22 protein-coding genes are annotated in these 23772 nt (G+C 33.5%); 14 read left to right on the top strand and 8 right to left on the bottom strand.

Annotation, left to right across the window (positions count from 1 at the left end; all coding sequences use genetic code 11):
* Positions 1-2: 2 nt before the first annotated feature.
* Complete coding sequence (locus tag HY04AAS1_RS02800) at positions 3-602, bottom strand: serine/threonine protein kinase (RefSeq protein WP_012513599.1); 600 nt, start codon at positions 600-602, stop codon at positions 3-5.
* Entirely contained in the window at positions 592-2082 is a 1491-nt protein-coding gene (trpE, locus tag HY04AAS1_RS02795; protein ID WP_012513598.1) for an anthranilate synthase component I, read from the bottom strand. Before trpE ends, HY04AAS1_RS02800 begins: the two co-directional genes overlap by 11 nt.
* A gap of 44 nt (positions 2083-2126) precedes the next feature.
* Between trpE and carB the strand changes: the two genes are divergently transcribed.
* Genes carB through folK form a run of 7 tightly spaced genes read left to right on the top strand, consistent with a single transcriptional unit; the run spans position 2127 to position 8806 of the window.
* Positions 2127-3713: a carbamoyl-phosphate synthase large subunit gene (carB, locus tag HY04AAS1_RS02790; RefSeq protein WP_012513597.1), complete on the top strand. Its 1587-nt coding sequence runs from the start codon at positions 2127-2129 to the stop codon at positions 3711-3713.
* Positions 3710-5194, top strand: coding sequence for a DHA2 family efflux MFS transporter permease subunit (locus tag HY04AAS1_RS02785; protein ID WP_012513596.1), 1485 nt, complete (start codon positions 3710-3712; stop codon positions 5192-5194). The genes carB and HY04AAS1_RS02785 overlap by 4 nt, the downstream gene beginning before the upstream one ends.
* Positions 5195-5226: 32 nt before the next feature.
* On the top strand, positions 5227-6162 hold the full coding sequence (locus tag HY04AAS1_RS02780; protein ID WP_012513595.1) for an ATP-binding protein: 936 nt from the start codon (positions 5227-5229) through the stop codon (positions 6160-6162).
* A gap of 1 nt (position 6163) precedes the next feature.
* On the top strand, positions 6164-6565 hold the full coding sequence (locus HY04AAS1_RS02775) for a hypothetical protein (RefSeq protein ID WP_012513594.1): 402 nt from the start codon (positions 6164-6166) through the stop codon (positions 6563-6565).
* A 23-nt stretch (positions 6566-6588) separates the two neighbouring features.
* Complete coding sequence (gene ribE / locus HY04AAS1_RS02770) at positions 6589-7044, top strand: 6,7-dimethyl-8-ribityllumazine synthase (RefSeq protein WP_012513593.1); 456 nt, start codon at positions 6589-6591, stop codon at positions 7042-7044.
* Between the two features lie 2 nt (positions 7045-7046).
* Positions 7047-8324 carry an amidohydrolase gene (locus HY04AAS1_RS02765; RefSeq protein WP_012513592.1) on the top strand — a complete coding sequence of 426 codons (1278 nt, stop codon included), beginning with the start codon at positions 7047-7049 and terminating at the stop codon, positions 8322-8324.
* Positions 8321-8806: a 2-amino-4-hydroxy-6-hydroxymethyldihydropteridine diphosphokinase gene (folK, locus tag HY04AAS1_RS02760; protein ID WP_012513591.1), complete on the top strand. Its 486-nt coding sequence runs from the start codon at positions 8321-8323 to the stop codon at positions 8804-8806. Before HY04AAS1_RS02765 ends, folK begins: the two co-directional genes overlap by 4 nt.
* Position 8807: 1 nt before the next feature.
* Here folK and HY04AAS1_RS02755 read toward each other — a convergent pair whose 3' ends face one another.
* Entirely contained in the window at positions 8808-11693 is a 2886-nt protein-coding gene (locus tag HY04AAS1_RS02755; RefSeq protein ID WP_012513590.1) for a DUF2309 domain-containing protein, read from the bottom strand.
* On the bottom strand, positions 11687-12418 hold the full coding sequence (locus HY04AAS1_RS02750; protein WP_012513589.1) for a hypothetical protein: 732 nt from the start codon (positions 12416-12418) through the stop codon (positions 11687-11689). Before HY04AAS1_RS02750 ends, HY04AAS1_RS02755 begins: the two co-directional genes overlap by 7 nt.
* 70 nt (positions 12419-12488) lie before the next feature.
* On the opposite strand from HY04AAS1_RS02750, the gene hemB reads away from it, so the two are divergent.
* Positions 12489-13457, top strand: coding sequence for a porphobilinogen synthase (hemB, locus tag HY04AAS1_RS02745; protein ID WP_012513588.1), 969 nt, complete (start codon positions 12489-12491; stop codon positions 13455-13457).
* Here the strand turns inward: hemB and HY04AAS1_RS02740 are convergent.
* Positions 13449-14882: an aldehyde dehydrogenase family protein gene (locus tag HY04AAS1_RS02740; protein WP_012513587.1), complete on the bottom strand. Its 1434-nt coding sequence runs from the start codon at positions 14880-14882 to the stop codon at positions 13449-13451. The two genes, hemB and HY04AAS1_RS02740, sit on opposite strands and share 9 nt — an antisense overlap.
* Positions 14883-14948: 66 nt before the next feature.
* Between HY04AAS1_RS02740 and HY04AAS1_RS02735 the strand changes: the two genes are divergently transcribed.
* Genes HY04AAS1_RS02735 through HY04AAS1_RS02725 form a run of 3 tightly spaced genes read left to right on the top strand, consistent with a single transcriptional unit; the run spans position 14949 to position 19008 of the window.
* Complete coding sequence (locus HY04AAS1_RS02735; RefSeq protein ID WP_012513586.1) at positions 14949-16319, top strand: amino acid permease; 1371 nt, start codon at positions 14949-14951, stop codon at positions 16317-16319.
* Complete coding sequence (locus HY04AAS1_RS02730; RefSeq protein ID WP_012513585.1) at positions 16316-18073, top strand: bifunctional 3'-5' exonuclease/DNA polymerase; 1758 nt, start codon at positions 16316-16318, stop codon at positions 18071-18073. Before HY04AAS1_RS02735 ends, HY04AAS1_RS02730 begins: the two co-directional genes overlap by 4 nt.
* On the top strand, positions 18073-19008 hold the full coding sequence (locus tag HY04AAS1_RS02725; protein ID WP_012513584.1) for an ABC transporter permease: 936 nt from the start codon (positions 18073-18075) through the stop codon (positions 19006-19008). The genes HY04AAS1_RS02730 and HY04AAS1_RS02725 overlap by 1 nt, the downstream gene beginning before the upstream one ends.
* A 112-nt stretch (positions 19009-19120) precedes the next feature.
* On the opposite strand, the gene HY04AAS1_RS02720 is transcribed toward HY04AAS1_RS02725, so the two are convergent.
* The 3 genes from HY04AAS1_RS02720 to HY04AAS1_RS02710 form a co-directional block, all read right to left on the bottom strand.
* Positions 19121-20386, bottom strand: coding sequence for a divalent metal cation transporter (locus tag HY04AAS1_RS02720; RefSeq protein ID WP_012513583.1), 1266 nt, complete (start codon positions 20384-20386; stop codon positions 19121-19123).
* Positions 20387-20551: 165 nt separating this feature from the next.
* Entirely contained in the window at positions 20552-20839 is a 288-nt protein-coding gene (locus tag HY04AAS1_RS02715; RefSeq protein WP_012513582.1) for a hypothetical protein, read from the bottom strand.
* An 88-nt stretch (positions 20840-20927) separates the two neighbouring features.
* Positions 20928-22046 carry a pyridoxal phosphate-dependent aminotransferase family protein gene (locus tag HY04AAS1_RS02710; protein ID WP_012513581.1) on the bottom strand — a complete coding sequence of 373 codons (1119 nt, stop codon included), beginning with the start codon at positions 22044-22046 and terminating at the stop codon, positions 20928-20930.
* 46 nt (positions 22047-22092) lie between these two features.
* Between HY04AAS1_RS02710 and HY04AAS1_RS02705 the strand changes: the two genes are divergently transcribed.
* The 3 genes from HY04AAS1_RS02705 (at position 22093) to HY04AAS1_RS02695 (ending at position 23747) form a co-directional block, all read left to right on the top strand.
* The gene (locus tag HY04AAS1_RS02705; RefSeq protein ID WP_012513580.1) at positions 22093-22881 is read left to right on the top strand and encodes a thiamine pyrophosphate-dependent enzyme; all 789 of its coding nucleotides are present in this window, start codon (positions 22093-22095) and stop codon (positions 22879-22881) included.
* 182 nt (positions 22882-23063) lie between these two features.
* Complete coding sequence (locus tag HY04AAS1_RS02700) at positions 23064-23501, top strand: hypothetical protein (protein WP_337954085.1); 438 nt, start codon at positions 23064-23066, stop codon at positions 23499-23501.
* A gap of 9 nt (positions 23502-23510) precedes the next feature.
* Positions 23511-23747, top strand: a complete 237-nt coding sequence (locus HY04AAS1_RS02695; RefSeq protein ID WP_012513577.1) for a hypothetical protein — start codon at positions 23511-23513, stop codon at positions 23745-23747.
* Positions 23748-23772 lie beyond the last annotated feature (25 nt).

Below are 23772 nucleotides of genomic sequence, written 5' to 3'. Positions count from 1 at the left end.
TTTTAAAAAGTGGATGGGGGTTGGGAGAGGAGTTTTTTTAACTCAACATATACTTTTTCTTTGTTTGTTTTATATAGCTTCCCTAAGTCTATAGCTTGATCTTTGTTTAGGATATTTTTTCTCCTTAAAGACTGTATAAATTGTGTTATATTTTTAGGATTTTTTGAGAAGCTGCCTCTATCAAAATCCAATATGTATATATTTAGCGAATCATCTATCAGTATATTTTTGTATTCTTTATCAAACTCTCCTCTGTTTAATCCTATATTGTCCAAATAGTAAGCTGCCTCTAATATGGACTCTAAAACATACCTTTTCTTTTCTTCTTCTAAAAGCCAAAAAACTTTTTCAAAAGGCTTACCATCTATATATTTGTAAACAAAAAAATCTTCTCCTTGGCATACTATCTGTGGAAACCTTTTGTCAGCATATAGAAATGACAATATATTTGCCTCTTTTTTTATAGCGTAGATGGCCTCTTGATGTATGGCTTTTTTTATACAAAAAAGCTCTTTATTATCTTCATACGTATATATTTCACCTCGCCAACCCTTTGCTAAAAAACAAATATTTTTGTCTTGTATAAACTGCTCAAAGTTCACGAGAAGCTTCTGCAACGCTTACAGCTTTCATAACACTTGAAGCTTTTGATAAAGATTCTAAATATTCCTTTTCTGGTATTGAGTCTGCTACTATACCAGCCCCTGCTTGCACATAAAGATCATTGCCCAATATTGTAGCTGTTCTTATAGCGATAGCAAAATCTATGTTTTGATTTAGGCTTATATAACCAATAGCGCCACCGTATACATTTCTTTTTGTAGGCTCTAACTCTTCTATAATCTGCATAGCCCTTACCTTTGGAGCTCCAGATAGAGTGCCGGCTGGTAACGCATGTTTGATTACTTCAAAGATAGAATGTTGCTTTGCTTTTTTCCCGTATACATTTGAGACTATATGTATGACATGAGAAAATTTTTCTATATGCATCATGTTATCCACATAAACACTTCCAGGCTCTGCTATGGCACCGATATCGTTTCTTGCCAAATCAACAAGCATGACGTGTTCTGCTATTTCTTTTTCATCGCTTAGAAGTTTTTTTGCAAGCTCTTCATCTTCTTCTTGGGTTTTGCCACGTTTTATAGTCCCGGCTATTGGTCTTATTTCTACCGTATCGTCTTGGATTTTAACCAACGTTTCTGGAGAAGAACCTATAATTTTTACATTATCAAAATCTAAAAAATACATGTATGGAGACGGGTTTAAATACCTAAGCGCCCTGTATATGTTTATAGGATTTGTATGTATTTTTTTGTTAAACCTTTGAGAAGGTACTACTTGTATCACATCGCCGTTTTCTATATAGTTTTTGCATATGTTAACTATGTTAATAAATTCTTCTTTGGTCATATTTGAAGACCATTCTTTTAAATCGGGTTCTTTATTGTTTATATCAAGAAACGAAATACCTTTGCTATTTTTTAATTTAATAATTATATCTTCTATGTCTTTTAAAGCTTTTTCGTAATCTTCTTTAGGATTTCTTACCCTTATAAGTTTTATAATTTTAATAGTGGCTTTTAAATTATCAAATACTATTAAAAAATCGGTAAATATCATATCTATGTCTGGTATGTCTAAACCAGATTTTTGTGCTTTTGTATATTTCTCAATAGGATGATAGTGCTTTACTATATCATAGCTTATATAACCAACAAAACCACCACAGAATTTTCCAAGTGTCTTATCCTCATAAAATTTAAAGCTTTTATAAAGATTTTCTAAAGCTTCTAATGGCTTTGACGTTCCTTTGGTTATCGTATCGCCATCTTTTATAAAATAAGTATCATCTTTTTGATAAAAACGTAAATTTTTACCCTTACATATAAAAGAGTATCTTCCCCAGTTTTCTTTCGTTTCGGCGCTTTCTAATAAAACATTTTGACTCTCTTCGTCTTTTAGCTTATAAAATATAGAAAAAGGAGTTTCAGAATCAGCCAATATCTCGGTATATAAAGGGATAGTATTGTAATCTTTACAAAGGCTTAAAAAATCATCTTTAGCTATATTTACTTTCATTTTTTTTATTATAACATGGGTTTTTATTATATATTATTATATTGATGAAGAAAGTTATTATATTAGGAAGCGGGCCAAATAGGATAGGCCAAGGCATAGAGTTTGACTATGCTTGTGTACACGCTATACAAGCAGTGCAAGAAGAAGGTCTTGATGCTATTATGATAAACTGTAATCCAGAAACTGTTTCCACAGATTACGATACTGCCACAAGACTTTATTTTGAGCCTATCGTAATGGAAAATGTAAGCTATGTGATAAAAAGGGAGAGTGATGTACTTGGAGTGCTTCTTCAGTTTGGCGGTCAAACACCTTTAAAGCTGGCTAGCGAGTTTAGGGAGAAAAATATTCAAGTGTTGGGGACATCTCCAGACAGCATAGATTTGGCTGAGGATAGGGGAAGGTTTAACGCTTTAATGAAAGAGCTTGGTATTTTGCAACCAGAAGGCGGTATTGCTATCACAAAGGAAGAGGCTATAAAAGTGGCAAAAGATATAGGTTATCCTGTTTTGGTAAGACCCTCTTACGTACTGGGTGGAAGGGCTATGAAAATCGTTTACACAGAAAGCGAGCTTCTTGACTATCTTGAGCAGGCTGTGGATGTTAGCTATCAAAGACCTGTTTTAATAGACAAATATTTGAACGATTCTATAGAAGTAGACGTAGATGCTTTATCAGACGGAGAGGATGTTTTGATAGGTGCTATCATGGAACATATAGAAGAAGCCGGGATTCATTCTGGTGATAGTGCAGCCTCTATCCCGCCTTATACCTTAAAAGAGGATGTTTTAAAAGAGATAAGAGAGCAAACTATAAAAATAGCAAAAGCCTTAAAGGTAAAAGGGCTTATAAATCTTCAATTTGCTATAAAAGACAATATTCCTTATGTGCTTGAAGTAAACCCAAGAGCCTCTAGAACTGTACCTTACGTTAGTAAAAGCGTTGGGTATCCGTTGGCAAAGATAGCTACAAAAATATCACTTGGCAAAAGACTAAGAGAAATTGTCCCTGAAGTGTTTGACAAAGAGCATCATGTTGCATCCGATTTTTTGCCCAAAGATTTTAAATATTTTACCATAAAAGAGGCGGTATTTCCTTGGAATAAATTTCCAGAGGTAGATCCAATATTGGGACCGGAGATGAAGAGCACCGGTGAAGTGATGGGCATTGGTACTTCTTTTGGTATAGCTTACTATAAAGCTCAATTAGCGGTTGGAAGCAAAATATCACTTTCTGGAAACATTTTTATTTCAGTAGCTGATAGAGATAAGCCCAAGATAACTGAGCTAGTATCTGAGTTTTTACATCTTGGCTTTAAAGTACTTTGCACTGAAGGGACCGCGTCTTTCTTGAAATCAAAGAATATTTTGGTGGAAAAAGTTTTAAAAGTTTCAGAAGGGCGTCCAAATATAGTAGATTACATAGCAAATGGAGATATACAGATAATCATAAACACACCCTCTGGTCATAAAGAACGCTCAGACGCTTTTTATATAAGAAGAGCTGCCATAAATCATAAAATATCTTACACCACCACTATAAGAGGAGGATATGCAATACTAGAAGCTATAAAAGCTATAAAAGCTAGCAATGGAAAAATAGAGGTTTTCTCCTTGCAGGAGATAAGGTGAGCATTCAAGAAAAAATACTTCATGCAATAATCGTAATGATAGGGGCCTTTATGGCTATTTTGGATACCACAATAGTGGATGTCGCTTTGCCTAAAATGATTGCGCCGTTACACACCGATTTGTATGGTATTCAATGGGTAGTTACTGCTTATATGATATCTTCTGCAGTGCTTTTACCTTTAATTGAGTATATAGAATCCAAAGTTGGTTTAAAAAATATGTTTGTAGCGGGTATTGGGCTTTTCACGGCTGCGAGCTACATGTGTGGTGTTTCCCATAGGCTTGATGAAATTGTTTTATTTAGAAGTATTCAGGGGGCTGTGGAAGCTCTTATAATGGTATCAGCTCAGGCAATACTGTTTAGTATTTTTGAAAACAAAGGCACGGCTATGGGTATTTTTGGTCTTGGAGCTAGCTTAGCCCCGGCTGCTGGCCCTACCATAGGTGGATGGCTTACTCAACATATAGGCTGGGAAGCTATATTTTTTGTAAATGTTCCTGTGGGTATTTTAAACACATTTTTATCTATTTTCTTTCTTAAAAACCTAAAAATTGGTAAAAAAATAGAAAGTTTTAACCTGATAAGTCTTCTATTTATAAGTATAAGCACCATATCTTTGATAGTGCTTTTATCAAACGGTCAGAAATGGGGATGGTTTAGTTCAAACATTACTATAGTTTTTTCCTATATAGCTTTGATAAGCTTTTTGCTTTATATAGCAATAGATGTATATTCTAAAAATAAGCTTATAGACCTTAGCGTATTTTCAAAAAGAAACTTTCTTATGGCATTTCTTGCATATTTATGGGTACTTGGTTTTTCTATGTATGCTGTTTTTTATGCATTACCTTTGTTTTTTGAAAAGTTAAAAGGAATAGAGAGTTTTAAAACAGGTCTCATGCTGCTTCCTTTTGCTATTTCTATAGCTGTTTTTTCGACTGTAGGGGGAGTATTGAGCGATAAGAAAAATCCAAAGATCGTTCTTTTGGTATCAACCGCTATATATATTGGAAGTCTTTATTTTTTCTTGTTAAAATTTGATTACTACACACCAAAATCAGTGGCAGAATTACAGCTTATAATAGTTGGTGTTGGACTTGGTTTATTTTTCCCGCCGGTTACCGTTATCGCTTTATCTGGATTAGAAGAAAAAATGCTTATAGTGATTACCATTCTTGATTATATAAGGTTTATAGGGGGCTCTTTTGGTACAGCTATTGCTACAAATATATTAAATACCAGAACAGATTTTCATTTTGACAATATAAGTTTTATCCAAAGTTTTAATGCTTTTAAAATAAAAGAGTTTTTAAATTCCAATTATCTGTCAAAACCAATAAAAGAGGCTATTTTATACAAGGCTATGGAATTACAGGCTTTTTCGGAAGCTTTTCAAGATTTATTTTTCTGGTGTGTGGTGTTTGCCCTTATAGGGGTGTTGTTTTTTGCCATTGATTTTAAGATGAAGTTAAAAGCATAGAAACTTCTTTGGCAATTTGATATATTGTTATTATGAACGATGTAAATAACGATTTAAAATCTTTTGAAAATCTTAATTTAAATAAAAAATCCGTATGCCCAAAATGTAAAGGCAAAGGGTTTATAATAACAGAAGATAACACTGTAGAACATTGCGATTGTATGTTTTCTTCTAAAGAACCTTTGCTAAGGGCTATGAACATACCAAAAAGATATTGGAGTATAGCAAACAACCAAGATATTTTAAACAACGAAGGCGTAAATCAAAGCTATACAAATGCCTATATATCTGTGCTTGATTACGTTAATAAATTTAAAGAAATTTCAGGGAAAGGACTTTTTTTAATAGGACCACCAGGGGTTGGAAAAACTTATTTGTCTGTATTTCTTTTGCTTTATTTAGAAGAAAAATACAGAATAAAAGGACTTTTTTACGATGTGAGAACGCTTATAGTAGATTTAAAAGCTCTTATAGGTAAAGATAGATATGCTGACAATATGAACAGTTATGATAAATTTCTTACAAAGATAATCAAATCGCCCATACTTGTCTTAGATGATCTTGGTAGCGAAGTGCTAACAGATTACAATAGAGATTTAATTACATATATAATATCTTCTCGTTATAACGACATGAGGCCAATTGTTATAACTACAAATTTTGATCTTGCAAGATACGATATTAACCCAAAAGATGTGGGACTTGAAGATAAGCCAGCCACCAAAAGCAACAAGAAAAAGATGGATATGATAACATTAAAATTACAAAAGAAACCTTTTGAGAACGAGCAAGAAGACGTGCGTGGAAAAGTATTTTCTTACAAAGATCTACCAAATGCTTTAAGAGGAGACTTAGTCTTAAGGTTGGGAGATAGTATAGCTTCAAGGTTGGGGGAGATGTGTGATTTTATATATATATTTGGGCAGGATAGAAGAGCGTTAAAAGGGAAAACGAAAAAAGGAACTTAATATGGTAAAATCAAAAGATTTTATGACTTTTAGTAAAGATATTATAATTAAGGATTGGCAGCTAAAACTTTTGGCTTTGTTTATAAGCGTTGGATTGTGGCTTTACGTAAACTATGGAAACTATGTACCGATAGAGGTCTACAAAACCGTTCACGTAAAGCATAAATCTAAGGATTACGTTTACATAATGGAACCTAAGAACGTTATTTTAAGTGTACTGGTAGTGGATAGGGTTTTAAATCCTAAAACGTTAAGAGATACAAAAGCCTATATAGACGCTAGGACTCTTAAAACCGGAATAAATATTGCAAAAGTAAATATTGAAGCACCTATGCCATTTTTAATAAAACCAAATCTATCAAAACCCACATATGTCAGAGTTTTTGTTAAGAAAAAGCAGTAAAAATAGTTTATAATCTAATAGTTATGATTATAGAAGGCTCTTTTTTAGGTGAAGGTTTAAGGATAGGCATAGTAGCTTCTAGGTTTAATTCAACCCTTGTAGACAGGCTTATAGAGGGCTCTTACGATGCTCTAAAAAGACATGGAATAAAAGAAACAGACATAATGCTGGTAAGAGTACCAGGAGCATGGGAATTACCTTTAGCCTGTAAAAAACTAGCAAAAAAAGATGTAGATGGTGTTTTGGCTCTTGGAGTGTTGATAAGAGGTCAAACCCCGCATTTTGACTATATAGCCGCAGAAGTATCTAAAGGTTTGGCAGTTATATCCTTAGAACTTGAAAAGCCTATAACGTTTGGTGTGATAACAGCAGACAGCATAGAGCAAGCTATAGAGCGCTCTGGTACCAAGCAAGGCAACAAGGGTTTTGAAGCGGCAATGGCTTTGATAGAGACTATAAACGTTTTAAGAAACCTTTGATTATGTTTGACATACTTATAAAAAACGCTAAAATGGATGGTAAGGTAGTTGATATTGGTATAAAAGGTGGTATTGTTAAAAGCATAAAACAAAATATGGAAGAACCAGCTAAGGAGATATTGCAGGCAAAAGATAAAATAGTGATGAGTTCTTTTTGCAACATGCATACTCACGCCGCCATGAGCCTTTTAAAAGGTATAGGCCAAGATCTCACGCTCATGGATTGGCTACAAAAAGTTATATGGCCTTTAGAATCAAAATTTGTGTCTAAAGAATTTGTGAAAGATGGTACTTTGCTAGCTGCTGCAAAGATGATAAGAGGAGGCACTACGTTTTTTCTTGATATGTATTTTTTTGAAGAAGAAGTGGCCAATGTGGTTGAAGAAGTGGGTATAAGGGCTGGTATTGGTTTTGGGATACTTGATTTTCCAACAAAAGTTGCCTCTACTCCAAAAGAATACCTTGAAAGAGCAAGATATTTTTTAGAAACCTTTATATCTCATAAGTCTGTTATACCGGTTTTGTGTCCTCACAGTGTTTATACTTGTTCCAAAGACACCCTTCAAAAATCCCTTGAGCTAGCAAAAGAGTTTGATGCTTATATACATATGCATATATCTGAAACCAGAAAAGAAGTAGAAGGGGTGTTGGAAAAATATTCAAAACGTCCTTTAGAATATTTAGATGAGATAGGTGTGCTATCAGATAAGTTCATAGGCGCCCATGCTGTACACCTTAGCGAAGACGAAGTATCTATAGCATCTCAAAGGAAGATAACAGTAGTTCATTGTCCGGATAGCAATCTAAAGCTTGGGTCTGGCATAGCACCTATTTGGGAGTATGTTAAAAAAGGTGTTAGAGTAGCTCTTGGTACAGACGGGGAAGCTTCTAACGATAACCTTTCTATGTTGGAGGAGATGTCTATTATGGCTAAACTTCAAAAAGGTTATTTCGAGGATTCAACCGCTATGCCTGTAAAAATTGCGATAGATATAGCTACAAAAAATGGTTTTGAGGCTTTTAATATAAAAGCTGGACTTATAAAAGAAGGGTACGACGCTGATATACTTATAATAAACCCAAGCGAAGATATATCAAATATCCCTATTTACAATGAGAAAGCACTACTTCTTTACTCTTTAAACGAAAGTTCAGTAGAAACTACTATAGCAAGGGGCAAAGTGTTATATCATAAAGGGGAGTTTAGAACTATAGACATAGAAAAACTCAAATTCAACGTAAATCGCTGGAAAGAAAAAATCCAAAGCGCTTTGGTATGAATGTCGTATACCTTGGTATAGGAAGTAACTTGGGTGATAGAATTTCTTATCTAATAAAAGCCTTAGACAGGTTAAAAGAGATATCTTATGTAGAAAAAATATCTTTTGTGTATGAAAGTTTGCCCTTTGGTATGGAAAATCAGCCAAAGTTTTTAAACTTTGTAGCAAAAATCCAAACTAATTTAGGTGATTTTGAGCTTTTAAAAACTATAAAACAAATAGAAAAAGATTTAGGAAGACAAGAAAGACCAAGATGGCATCCAAGAGAAATAGATATAGATATATTACTTTTCAATAAGAACATCATACTCACAAAACCTTTAGAGGTGCCTCATCCATATATTTTAGAAAGGGATTTTTTCTATTATCCTCTGTTGGAAATAGACCCTGAGGTGTATCATCCATTAAAAAGGGCAAAGCTAAAAGATATAAACACAAAACCTATAAACAGGTTGGAGTTTTTCTCTGGGCTTTATATATAAACTATATTACAAACTGATTTATACCCCTAGAATCCACAAGCACTTCTAAGTTTCCATCTTTAAAGGTATAAGCTACACCTTTTAGCTTATCTATTATTATCAGCCTTACCCATTCGTTAACCACTAGTTTTAAAGCCTCTTTTACCTCTTGGGCAGCTTCTAAGACTTTTTCGGCAGGTGCTTCTATAAAGGTTAAAAGCCTGATGGGTTCATGGTAAGGTACTCCGTCGTGATAGACAGTCTGATAAGGTAGTCCAGTCCTTAGATCACCGTAGTTTCCTGTCCAAACACCTACTTTTGCCACTACGTTGTGGTATACTTTAGACCCAGCTCCAAGTCTTTCGTTGTCTGTAGTAGAAAAATAATGTTCCATATTTATCCATTCACCTATTATAAATGGCCCTGAAAGGATGTTTTTGAGGATTTTGTTGTCTTTGTCTATCTCCCAAGTGTAAGATTGCATAAAGAATCTATTTTTTAGGGCTATATTTTGAGTGCTGGAACGCTTTCCTACATAAACCCCCATATTTTTTGAAAGTCCCCACTCTGGTCTTGTTTCAGACCAGTCTATAGCCCTAACAGGTATTCTATCGCCAGAGCCTGCATAGGGAAGTGTTTTTGCCCTTTCTTCCCTTGTTTTTTGAGAAGCTATTTTAAAATCTTTTACTATTTTATCAAATAACGCCCTATCTTTTTGAGGCATAACTTCTGTATCGTAAAAAGTTATCTCGTCGGTGGTAGTGTTGTGTATGCCTGGTATAAATATTGTATCTTCTGGTATTTTGATACCAACTTTCTCTAAACCTTTTCTTATTTGATTTCTGTTTGCTATACTTGCCAGTATTCTAACGTTTGGAAGTCCGTTGTTACCACCACAAGCACCACAATCAAGAGCAGATTCAAAAGGATTGTTATCTGAAGTGCTTCCATGGGCTATCAAAAGCACAAACTTTGGTATGTTTTCTGTAAGTCCTATAAGTTTTAAAAAGTTTTCTACAAGTTTTATCTGTTCTTCTTCTGTATAACCTACGTTTGAAAGTCTAATCTTTTCCAATTCAAAGCTCTCTTTGTTTATATTGTATTTTGTTTTTAAAATCTCTAATATGCGTTCATCTATACCTTTGTGGTTTTCATTTATAATTGCTTCAAATAAATCTTTGGCTTTTTTATCGTTTATATGTTTTTTGAACTCTTGATGATAAGCTTCTTGAATCTTTTGTATAAAAAACTTTTGGGCATAAAATTCTATCTCTTCTTGACTTAGTTTGTCTATTGTAAAACGTGTTTTTGGTTTTTTGGCTTTTATAAAAGACAAGATCTTTAGTGTAAAATCTGGAAAAAGGGTTTTGCCAAACAAGTTTACACCAAAGAGCCATCCCATAGCTTCCACCATAAAAAACGGTGTGTAGGGGTTATTTTTAAGAGATTCTAAGGTCTTTTTAAATGTGTAGTTTATATTGTGCTTTGTTTTATAATCATGGTGCTCGTCTTCTGGAAGCTCAAATATGATTTTTTGAGGTTTTATCAAAGCTGGACACAAATATTGCTCATGGCCTTTGTCAAATTCTATAAAGGCTATTGGAGTACCAAAAAAGCCTGCTACTCCGTAGGTGTTGTAATTTCCAAGCCTCTCAATATGTCTTCTTATGGCCTCAGATCTTACATCTATACAAAAAACAGCGCTTGCCAATATGTCCCTTTGAATTTTTTCGTTAGATTGCAAGAAATCTATAGTGTACTCTTTTATATATGAATCTTCTAAAGATTTAAGCCATATGTATCCTTCCTCTTCTTTTAACTTTTCTATTAAAAATGCAAAATCCGTTATATCTTTTTGTTTATCAAGGTGTAGTAAAAGTTCGTTTGCTATGTTTTGAATACGGTAAGCCTCTAAAAACACCTCTTCTGAAAGATAATCGCTTAAAATAGCTTTTGGACTATCTTTTTCTTCTAATCTATCTATATATTTTGATGGAAGTATGTTTTTGGCTTTTAAAAGCTTCAAAACAAAAAGCGTTTTATTTTGCTCAAAAGCCTTTTGAAGTTCTACAAAATTTGATATAGGATAATGGTTTAGATACTTTTTCTCATAATGAAGCCTTACGGCTAAATATTCAAGCAAAGATGCCGGGTGTATCTGCTGAAAATAATAATCCTCGTTGTCCTCTCTATATTTTATAAAAGCTGCCCATCCAAAATCTTTTAAAAGATGATTTAGTATATATCTTTCAACGTTTTTCGGAGACAGCTCATGTAGTATGGTATCTGCATATTCTTCTTCGTTTAAGCTAGTATTTAAACCTTCATAGAGCTTAAAAGCTCCAAACATGCCTTTTTCTCTTTCTGGCATTGACATTGTAGTCTGACCTTCATCTAAAAACCTTGCTACAAACTCCAGTATCTCTTTTTCTATAATATCTGTGGTGTTGTCTTCTAATATTGCATCTAATATTTCAGAGAGCATCATATCTTCTATAAGCTCTTGAAATAGCGTGTCTTCGTCTTTAACTATCTTTTGATTGAAGTAATCTATTAGGTTTATATCTGGGGTTGTGGAAGATTTTACTTTGTAATATTTCCAGTCTTGACTTATTTCTGTTATAAACTTTTTGGACTCAGCAAAATACATCTGAAGCCCAATACTTTTTAAAAACTCAAAAAGATTTTTTTCTAAAATATCTCTTTTTATAATACCTTCTTTGTAAAGTTCTACATAGTAATCTGGGTCCATATAAACTTTTGCCTTATAAAGTTTTGAAGCTTGTTTTAGGGCTTCTTTGAAAGGCATATCTTCAAATCCATGTAAAGGATTATGATGTACAAACGTAGTCATAGGCCAATAGTGTGGTATATATTTCCTTACATTATCAAGATAAGCTTTTACCATGCTAAAGCCTCCAAAAGATTAGAAAATCCAATTACGGCGAGCACCAAAAGCAAAAATGTCATAGCTATAGCAGTTTTACCAGATATATCTTTGTAGACGATGTTTTCATTAGGTGCTCCAAAGATGGTATTTTTCATTATCCTAAAAGCCATAAAAAAGTTTGCAAAGAATATCCAACTAAATATTATATAATTTACAGTGTTAGCACTTTCTTTTAAAATACCAAAAAACAACGAAAAAAAGTTTGAAAAAGGTGGATAAAGTCCCAAAGCCATAAGCGTTAATCTAAGCATCAGAGCTAATTTTGGAGATTTCAAGGCAAGACCTTTTACATTGTAAAAATTTGCACTTTCAAATATCTCTATGTACTTTATGGATATAGTATAAAGTAAGAACGCACTTCCTAAAACAGATAAGTAATACACGTTAAAAATATGACTTGGTAGTACGAAGACCGATATTGCGTTTAAAAACAAAAAATAATAACTTAACCTTGTAAGATTTGTGGTTTTATAAGACAGATAAAACGTCAGTAAAGATGTAGCAAAAGCTACTGCTTCAAGTATTATATTGTAAGAGCTTTTTGGTAAGTAAGGGAATAGTGTGTATATTAAAAATCCAATGGCTGATATAGAAAATATGATAAGGGCATTTCTTGGTTTTGGGCTTTTAAAAAGTATATAATAAGGCAATGCACCCATCAAAACAATAGCCAAATAAACCATAAACACCTCCTAAAAATATATATGACAAATAGACATTTTCAAGTGTTAGGTATAATATTATAATAAATGTATGAATAGAAGACCAAGAAGACTAAGGGCAAACGAGACCATAAGAACGCTTGTAAGAGAGACAAGCGTAGATTTATCGGATTTGGTATATCCTCTTTTTATAACATACGGAGAGAACATAAAAGAACCCATATCCTCTATGCCGGGAGTTTATAGGTTTTCTATAGACAAAGTGTTAGAAGAGATAAAGGAGTGTCTCGATTTTGGTATAAAAGCTTTTATACTTTTTGGTATACCAGAGAAAAAAGATGAAGAAGGTAGAGATACGTGGTGTGACAGTGGTATCATACAGCGGTCTTTAGAAGCTATAAAACAAAAGTATCCAGAAGTTTACCTTATAACCGATGTATGCTTTTGTGAATATACTTCTCATGGACATTGTGGTGTTATATTAAACAACGACGTAGACAACGATTTGACATTAGAAAATCTGAAAAAACAAGTGGTTTCTCATGCAAAACATGGAGCAGATATGGTAGCACCATCTGGTATGATGGATAATATGATAGCTGCTATAAGAGAAGCTCTTGATAGCGCAGGTTTTTATAAAATACCTATTATGGCTTACTCCGCTAAATACGCTTCCAAGTTTTATGGACCTTTTAGAGATGCCGCAGATTCTGCACCGTCTTTTGGTGATAGAAGAACTTATCAGATGGACCCTGCCAACAAAAGAGAGGCTATTATAGAAATGGACTTAGATTTTGAACAAGGGGCAGATATTATAATGGTAAAACCAGCTTTAGCCTATCTTGATATAATACATATTGCAAAAGAGCGTTACAATATACCAATAGCTGCTTACAACGTAAGCGGTGAATATTCTATGATAAAAGCAGCCCATAAACTTGGTTACATAAACGGCGTTGATGTGATGAACGAGACGCTTCTGTCAATAAAAAGAGCTGGAGCTGATATCATCATAACATACTTTGCCAAAGAGTTTGCTCTTCAAAAGTTTTTAGATTGATATTAAAACATTTTTTATCTCAGTATAATCTTCTATAGCAAATGAAGGTCCTTCTCTTCCTATGCCGGAAAATTTAAAGCCACCATATGGCATGTGATCTACCCTAAAGTTTGGACCTTCGTTTATGTTTACGCCTCCTACTTCACACTTTCTCACAAACTCCATAGCCATATTTATATCTTTTGTATAAACCCCTATCTGTAAGCCGTAATCTCCTTCGTTTATTATGTTTACGACCTCGTCTATATCTTTGTATCTATTTATATTTACCACCGGTGCAAAAGCCTCTTCTTTAAATATCGTACTATCTTTATCCACATCCAAAAGCAGCGTTGGCAAAAGATAGTTTGTTCCTTTTATATTTTCTATGTTTTTGGCTTTTTGTACTACTTTTGCACCTTTTTCCATAGCTTCTTTTATCCATTGTTTTACCCTTTCCACTTGATTTTTATCTATCATAGGCCCCATATCTACTTCCTCATCCATGGGATCTCCTATCTTTATATTTGATATTTTTTCTTCTAAAAGCCTCAAAAATGGTTCTAAAACATATTCGTGCACAAAAATTCTTTGAATTGATATGCAAACTTGCCCAGCCATTGAAAAACCGCCCTGAACTGCTTTTGTAGCTGCTTTTTCTAGATCTGCATCTTTATGAATTACCAGGGCTGAGTTAGAACCAAGCTCTAAAACAAGTTTTTTAATACCTGCTTGTTTTGCTATAAGCTCTCCCACCATTTTGCTTCCTGTGAAAGATACCACTCTTACATCTTTATGTGTGGTGAGCGCTTTTCCCAAACCCCCGTAACCCGGTAAAACAGATATGGCTTCTTTTGGTAATCCTGCTTCAAGAAGAAGCTCACCCATGATTATTGGGCTTAAAGGTGTTTTTTCGGAAGGTTTTACTATGACAGGGCATCCAGCAGCTATAGCTGGACCTACCTTATGGGCTGTTAAATTTAAAGGGAAGTTAAAAGGTGATATAGCTACCACTATACCAGCAGGTACTCTTATGTAAAATCCAAATTTTGATTTGCCGTTTGGATGTGCATCCACTGGATACGTCTTGCCGTATATTCTTTTTGCCTCTTCCGCTGAAAATCTGAAGGTTTCTATAGCTCTATCTACTTCTACCCTAGCCTCTTTTATAGTTTTTCCTACTTCGTATACGATAGTCCTTGCTATTTCTTCTTTATTTTTTCTTAAAAGCTCAGAAGTTTTGTAAAGTATTTCATATTTTTCAAAAGCACTTAAACTTGATAGTTTTTTAAGCCCTATCTTTGCTTTTTCTATGGCTTTTTCTACATAAGAATCGTTAACAACGTAAGATTTTCCTATTTTTGTATTGTCGTATGGATATATTACATCCAAAACCGTACCTGTTTTTATAAACTCTCCACCTAAAATAGGTTTTTTTACTATCATAGGTTTACATTATAAGTTTTCTCTTGGTCTTTGTCAATGCTAAAAGAGTTGTGGTATATTTTATATATGAGTTTAGATATTTTTAGAAAAAAACATTACGTTGAAGAGCAAAAACTTTTGAGAGAAGTTAAAGCCACAGAGCTAGTTTTAATGGGTGTAGGCGCCATAATAGGCGCTGGTATATTTGTAATTACCGGTATGGCTGCCGCTACCATGGCGGGTCCTGGTATTGTGCTATCTTTCATACTTGGGGCTATTTCACTTGGTATTAGCGCTTTTGCCTATGCTGAGCTTGGTTCTGCTATACCAGTTTCAGGTAGTGCTTACAGTTATACCTATTCTTTTTTAGGTGAGATAATAGCGTGGCTTGTAGGGTGGAATCTTGTTTTAGAATATGGTATATCAACTGCTGCTGTGGCTGTTGGATGGTCTTCTTATTTTAGATCGTTCTTAAAAAATAGTTTTGGTATAACGTTACCTCATGCATTAACGGGGGCTTACAATCCAAGCGCTGGTACTTATATAGATATAAGTGCTTTTTTGATAATACTTTTTATGTTTGTTATTCTGCTTTTAGGTATAAAAGAAAGTGCCTTCGCAAGCTCTTTTGTGGTGGTGCTCAAAATTTTGGTACTTATCGTATTTGTGGTATTTGCACTACCTCATATAGATTTTAAAAACTATGAAGATTTTCTACCTTATGGTATATCTGGTGTTTGGCATGCTACTGGCCTTATAATATTTGCCTATCTTGGTTTTGACGCTGTTTCTACTGTAGCCGAAGAAGTCAAAAATCCTCAAAGAGATTTACCTATAGGTTTGATAGGTTCTTTATCGCTAAGTACGTTTTTTTACATTGTAGTTAGCTTTACGTTGACAGGTGTTGTAAACTACAAAGAGTTAAATGTACCAGATGCTCTTTCGTTTGCGATGGAAAAGTTAAACATGCATTTTATAGCCAGCATCATATCAATAGGTGCTGTTATCACCATTACAAGTGTTATTATGGTTATGGGGCTTGGGTTTACACGGGTAATTTACGCTCTTTCAAGAGATGGGCTTTTATTTGAGTCTTTGTCTGACATTCATCCGAAATTTGGCACTCCGCATAAAGCTACTATAGTAGGAGCACTTGTGCTTTCTTTAGCAGCTGGTTTATTTCCTTTAAAGGATTTAGCAGAAATGGTTAATATAGGTACATTGTTTGCCTATTTTATGGTGGGTATCAGCATTATTTTATTGAGAAAATCTAAGGACTATAATCCAAAGTTTAGAATGCCAATAGCAAAAATACTTTTACCATTAAATTTGTTTACACTTCTTCTTATTATGGTAGGGTTACCTTTGTTAACATGGATAAGATTCTTGGTATGGTGTCTTGTTGGGCTTTTAATATATATATTTTATGGATACAAACGTAGCCAATTAAACAGATGAATTTTGTGTATGTAGATAAAGAGCCTGTTTTAATAAAAGCTTTAGACTATCTTTCCTCTGGTGATATTTGGTTTATAGACACAGAAACCACGCCAAAAGATATAAGACTTTTTCAAGTAGGATTAGAGAGCGGTCCTATTTATGTGATAGACTTTTTGTTTGTAAAAAGAGCTCCAGAACTTATAAAAGATATAATAGCTAAAAAGGGTGTAGCAGGACACAACTTAAAATATGATTTAAAGTATCTTATGAAATACGATATACATCCTTATACTACGTTTGATACTATGGTAGGAGCACAGTTGATAGGTTTAAATAGAGTTTCTTTGGCGAGTGTTTACAATCATTTTACAGGTGAAAGTATCGACAAAAAAGAGCAGTTTTCAAATTGGTCTTCAAAAGAGCTTACAGAAAGTCAAATTTTTTATGCTGCAAAGGATGTAGAGGTTTTGAGGCTTTTATACGAAAAGCTAAAAAATGAATTAAACAAAGAACCCACCATCATTGAGATATTACAAAAATCAAGGGTGGCGAAGGTTTTTGGATTGGAAAGCACATACGCTATAATAGAAATGGGGTTTGTACAGGAGCTTGCTAAAATTGAACACACCGGAATAGGAATAGATACAAAAGAAATAGAGACTATGAAAAAACAATTACAAAAGAAAACCCAAGAGCTTGCTATGAACTTTTATATAAAGTATCGTATAGATATAAGTAGTCCTAAAAAAGTAGGTGAGTTTTTAGAAAATCATTTAAATATTTCACTTCCTCGTACCGATAAAGACAATATAATAACAGATGATAGTGTGTTGATAGAGCATCTTGACTATGAAAACGAGAAAGCAAAAGATGTGATAAGTAGCGTATTGGAGTTTAGAAAGCTTCATAAGTTACAAGAAAAGCTATCAGAGATTTTAGAGTACAACGAAAACAACCGTATACATCCAGAGTTTTGGCAAATAGGAGCCGTTACTGGAAGGATGTCCTCTTCAAGACCCAATGTTCAAAACATACCAAGAGAATTAAGAAGTATTCTAAAAGCTAAAGACGGATACGTGTTTGTAATAGCTGATTTCTCACAAATAGAACTAAGAATAGCAGCAGAGTATGTTAAAGATGAGGTAATGATAGATATAATAAATAAAGGAGAAGACCTTCACAAGTTTACAGCCTCATTAATTACAGGTAAATCGTTGGAAGATATTACAAAAGAAGAAAGACAAAGGGCAAAAGCTGCCAATTTCGGTCTTATATACGGTATATCAGAAAAATCTCTTTCTTTGTATGCAAGAAACTCTTATGGGATTGATATGTCTATAGAAGAAGCCAAAAGATTTAGAGAGGTGTTTTTTTCTACATTCCAAGGGATAAAAGCTTGGCACGAAAGGATAAAAAAAGAGCTAAAGGCAAAAGGTGAAATAAGGTTAAAAACTATCGGCGGAAAACCTATGATAGCCTACACTTTTACCGATGCTGCCAATTATCCAATACAAGGTACTGGAGCAGAATTGTTGAAGCTTTCAGTTTTAATTTTTTCTCAAGAGCTTAAAAGAGCTTTTCCAAGCATATTTCACGAAGTAGCAAACGTTGTAAACTTGGTACACGATGAGATAGTGGTGGAAGCAAAAGAAGATTATAAAGAAGAAGTATCTAAGCTTTTAGAAAAATCTATGAAAAAAGCTGGCTCTATACTTCTTAACAATGTAAAAATAGAAACAGAAATAGTTATCAATCACCGCTGGACAAAGTAATGCTTAGATTCTTAAGTATAAGAATTTTGCAGGGTATTTTTGTAGTTTTTACTATAAGTTTTTTATCATTTTTAGCCATAAACTTTGCACCAGGGGGATTTTTTGATCAGCTTAAGCTAAACCCAAGTGTATCAAAAGAGACTATAAAACAGCTTGAGGCTTTTTACGGTCTTGATAAACCACTTTTAATAAGATATATAGATTGGCTTTTAAATGCTTTGAGGTTCAATTTAGGTTATTCTATAGAATACAACGAAAGCGTAAAAAAACTTATTTTAGAACGCATACCAAATACTCTGATGGTATCTATACCATCGGCTTTTTTATCTTGGAGTTTAGCCTTTTTTATCGGTGTTTTATCGGCTTTTAAAAAAGATACAAAACTGGATAAATTTTTACAAGGTTTAGCTTATATATCAATGTCTATCCCATCTTTTGTTATGGGTTTTTTAATTATGATGTTTTTTTATCAAACGCATTTTATCAATATATCCGATATGTTAAGTGGTGTCAACATAAAGCATCTTGTGCTACCAGTAAGCGCTCTTGTTCTATCTTCTTTTGGTGGGCTTTCAAGGCTTGTAAGAGCAAACGTGATTGAGATATTAAATAGTCCTATATATATTTTCTTAAAAGCTTCAAAAGTTCAAAAAAGTGTTGTTCTGTGGCATGTTTTAAGGAATGCAATACCCCCTTTTATAGTGCTTCTTGGATACGAGTTGTCATCTTTGATATCTGGAGCTGCCTTGGTGGAAATAGTCACCAACTGGCCTGGTATGGGACTTCTTATACTAAACGCTGTATTATCAAAAGATTTATTTTTAGTAATGGGCAGCCTTTACGTTGGAAGTATAATGCTTGTGCTTGGTAACATTATAGCCGATGTGTTGCTATTTGTGAACGATCCAAGGATCAAAAGAGATACCATTTTTTAACGGCTTAGTATCTGATAAAATTTGTAAAATAAAAGCCCCAACATAAAAAGCACATAAATTCTTAGAAATATCAAAGAAAACTTCACCCAAAAATTATACTTGCTCATAATCCTTAACCTCCTTGAAATAACGTCTGAAAAGCATACACTACAGAAAGCACCATAACAAACACTATTATCAAAGCCACAAACACGTTTGACCATAGGTTGTTTATATAGTTTCCCATAAGCTCTTTATCATTTAAAAGCAAAAGTAAAAACAACAAGGCTGGTGGTAATAAAAACGTATTCATAACCTGTACAAGCAAGTTTATAACAATCAAAGGAGCATGTGGTATAAGAACTATACTACCAGCTACACTTACGCTAAGTATGTAAATTGTATAAAACCATTTTGCCCTTTGAAAAGGTAAATTAAGGCTATGTTCCCAGCCAAACACTTCTCCAAAAGCCCAAGAAGTAGAAAGAGCCAGTGTTACAGCAGCCACAGCACCAGCAGAAAAAAGCCCTATTGCAAATATAGTCCCAGCGTACTTACCTAAAAATGGTACAAGAGCTCTTGCTGCTTCCGAAGCATCTTGTATGTTGTTGTAAGGTGGATGTCCGTATAAAGTAGCACCTGTGGTTATTATGATTGAAGCAGCTACTATAGCAGTACCAAGGCTACCTATAAACGTATCTATTCTTCCTATTTTTATATCATTTATACCCATCTTTCTATCCACCACAGCGCTTTGTTGGAAGAAAAGCATCCAAGGGGCTATAGTGGTACCTATGTTTGCTATAAAAAGTGTTAGAAAGGTAGGTGAAAATATATCTATACCTTGAAATGTAAAAGATTTCAACACCTCATTTATATCTGGATGGGCTTTTATAGCCGCTGGTATGAAAACTAGCTGCAAAAGGGCAAAAGCTATTAGAGATTTTTCTACAAACATGTATCCACCGCTTAAAACAAGTAGTATCATAGCTCCAACAGCTATTGGAATAGTCACTTCGTAAGGAAATCCAAACACCATTTTGACAGCGGCACCCACACCTATAAACTCGGTAACGAGCGTAAAAGTGTTTGCAATAAAAAGGTCTGCCAAAGAAAACATACCCCAAAACTTACCAAATTTCTTGTATATAAGTTCAGCATGTCCTTCTTTTGTAACAGCTCCGAGTCTTACAGTCATCTCTTGAACCACAAAAGCAAGAAGTGACATTATAACTACAGCTCCTACCAACGTATATTTTGTTTGAGCTCCTGTAACGGCATACGTAGTAATGCCACCAGCATCGTTATCTGCCATCATCACTAAGAAGCCAGGCCCAAGCACTAAAAACGGTGCTATAAACCTTCTTGCAAATTGTGTGAATTTTGATTGTTCTACCATGCTAATATTATACTTTGCCTTTATTAAATTTTCATTAAAACGTTAGAATATATTTATTTTATGTAGAGATACAACTTTTTTATTTTAACTTGTTTAATTTTAAAGATTTGTTTTGTGATTTTAAGAAGAAGGTTTAAGATAATGCCCAAAGATAGGGCGGATTGTTTATGGTTCTTCGTCTAAAACGAGCAAGACATTTACTCTTGAGATATCAAGGCTAACAAACTTTGGCATATTTTGAGATATATTTTGAGATAAATTTGAAAAACTATACCAATTCTCAGCATCTTCATTTTTAATAATATCAAGCAATCCATTTTTATCAACGACTGCCACTCTTTTATTCATCTTAATTAGTTTTTCTTCCATTCTCTCTAGAGATTTTTGACTTTTACATCTTATAAGCCTAACTCTGTTTAACATCTTAGCTCGCCACAAGCTTCTTAACTTCATACACTTACCTCCTTTCAAGTATATCTTAAATATACGCTTTTAATGTTAATATTTTATTAATTTTTGATGAAAAATACATGAAGATACTTTAATTTTTCAAGCTTTTAAAAGCTTCATAAAGAACCTCTAAGTCCTCGCTGGAATAAGATAGCGATGCAGTTAACCTTAGAATGGCTTTGTTTTTTGGTACTGTTGGGTATCTGATAGCTTGTATAAATACGCCATTTTCTAACAATTTATTTCTTAGTTTTAGAGCTTCATCTTCTTTACCTACTTTTATTGGTATTATAGGTGTGATAAAGTCTTCTTTTGGTTGAAAATTGAATTCTTTTATCATATCTAATATAAATTTTGTTCTTTGTTGTAACTCTTCTTTATATTTGTTTAGATTTTTTTCAATAAGTTCTAAGGCTTTTATAGAGGCAAAAACCATTGGAAGTCCTAAAGCGGTAGAAAATATGTAAGATCTCGCTTTGTTTGCTATGTACTCTATGATTAATTTTTTTGCACAAACAAATCCACCTTGAGAGCCTATTGCTTTTGATAAAGTGCCCATTATAATCGTATTTTCTTCTGGTAAAAGCCCAAAATAATCATATATACCTTTTCCTATAGTGCCGGTGGCATGTGCTTCATCAAGAATAAGATAGGCTTCAAACTCTTTCGAAATATCTATTAACTCTTTTAACCTTGCTAAATCTCCTTCCATGCTAAACACAGAGTCAGATACTATATAAGCCCTTCTATATTTTTGTCTTGTAGCTTTTAAAAGCTCAAAAAGATGCTTTATGTTGTTGTGTTGATAAATATATTTTGAAGCTTTTGATAGCCTTATCCCGTCTATTATTGATGCATGGTTTAATTCATCGCTGTAAAAAACATCTTCTTCATTTCCAAGCGCTTGAAAAAGTCCTATGTTTGTAGAGTATCCAGAGGGAAAAACTATGCAATCCTCTTTGGATTTTAACTTACTAAGTAGAAGCTCTAGCTCTTTATGGTATTTTGTATATCCATTTACAAGGCTTGAAGCAGTAGCACCTATAGTATTTACTTCCCTTAGTTTTTCTACGATATAATCTATTACTTCTTTATTTTTAGACATACCAAGATAATCGTTTGAACAAAATATTTTTTTATCTTTTATAATTTCTCTTTTCCTGTATAGTTTTTGGCTTTTAATATATTCTAATTCTTCTTCAAAGTTCATAAATGTATTATACAAACTTTTAAAAAGTGATATAATTTATTTTATTATGATTACTAAAAGCTTATATACGGGGGCAGAAATAACTTGGTGTAGGAATTGTGGGAACTTTGGCATAATGGGTGCCTTGGGAGCAGCTATCAACGAACTTACGGATAGTATACCTCTCGAAAAATTCGTCATGGTAACAGGCATAGGCTGTCATGGCAAAATATTTGATTATGTTGATATAAACGGTTTCTATTCTTTACACGGAAGAGCCATCGCCACTGCAACCGGTATAAAACTAGCCAATGAAGATTTAAAAGTAATATGCTTTGTAGGAGATGGTGATGGATACGGCGAAGGTCTTGAACATCTTATCTTTGCTGCCAAAAGAAACATAGACATTACGGTTATAGTACATGATAATAGAGTTTATAGTCTTACTACTGGACAGTTTACGCCTACCAGTGCTTTGGATTTCAAAGGTAAATCTACACCAAAAGGACCACCAGAAGATCCTATAAATCCCATATCGCTTTTGATGGAAGCTGGAGCCACTTTTGTTGCAAGAGGATACTCTGGTTACATAGATCATCTTAAAGATATTATAAAAAAAGCAGTGCTACACAAAGGTTTTTCTATTGTGGAAACCCTCCAGCCTTGTGTGATATTTTACAATACGTATGACTTTTATAATACTCGTGTTTATAAGCTTGAGGACCATAACTCAGAAGATTTTGATAAAGCATATACTGTAGCTAAAGAATGGGATTATATAAAAACAGATGCAAAAATTTCGATAGGTGTTATATATGAGAATACAAACAAAAAGACCTATGAAGAGAGAATATAAAATGATAAAATTATACAATTTTTACAAATTAGTTTATAATTATTTTATGAGCGGGGTGATACATGAAAATGTTTAAAATGAGCAATATTGTCAGGGGTGTGAAATTTTATATGTTAGCGTTTAGTCTGTTAAGCCCCTTGGTGTCTTTAGCGTATCCTTCTGATTTTAAAGATCAGGTTAATTTGATTTTTAATGTGTTAACTGGCAAATCTTGTGAAAATTTATACGATGTTGCAAATGCTATATACAGAAATCAGGCTAATGAATATAATGCTGACATAACCCCTCTAACATCTTACGAAAAAGTAAAAAAAATATGCCAAGAAAATAGATTTATATGTGCCGAAGACAACAACGAGCTTTTATTTAGCATAGGAAAGATTAAAGATGAAAATGATGGATATAAAATAGTTACAATGAATTTCTATGCTAAAAGCAATAAAAACCTTTTAACAAAGTGCAATATAGTTGTAAATACTAAAAATACAAACAGAGGTTATCCTATATCTTTGCCAGAGATATCAAGCAATTTAAGGGATTGTATAAAAACTATTGAGAATAAACATTGTGTTGTAAAAGCCTTAAACAACATTTATACTACTTTAGAAACTTTACCATAGGAGATAGTTATGAATGTGAAAAAAATAACTGATGTATATGAAATAGGAGATTTGGATGTAATTTATCTTTACAATGGGGGGTTAGAGCTTTTCAAATTTATAGAAAGTCTTGGTAAAGATAATAAAGATATAATGCGAATTAAACTTACAAACTATATAGAGTTCGATAAACCCGTTAAGCTCGTTACTCCAACTTCTGATTTAGAATTTACTAATATAGAGGACTTTTATGAATACCTATACTAAGGAAGATCTAAAATGGTTAAATGTA

This window comes from Hydrogenobaculum sp. Y04AAS1 (assembly GCF_000020785.1).
Lineage (GTDB): Bacteria > Aquificota > Aquificia > Aquificales > Aquificaceae > Hydrogenobaculum.
Note: the sequence above shows the minus strand (reverse complement) of the source record. Positions and strands in the feature narration are given on the sequence as shown.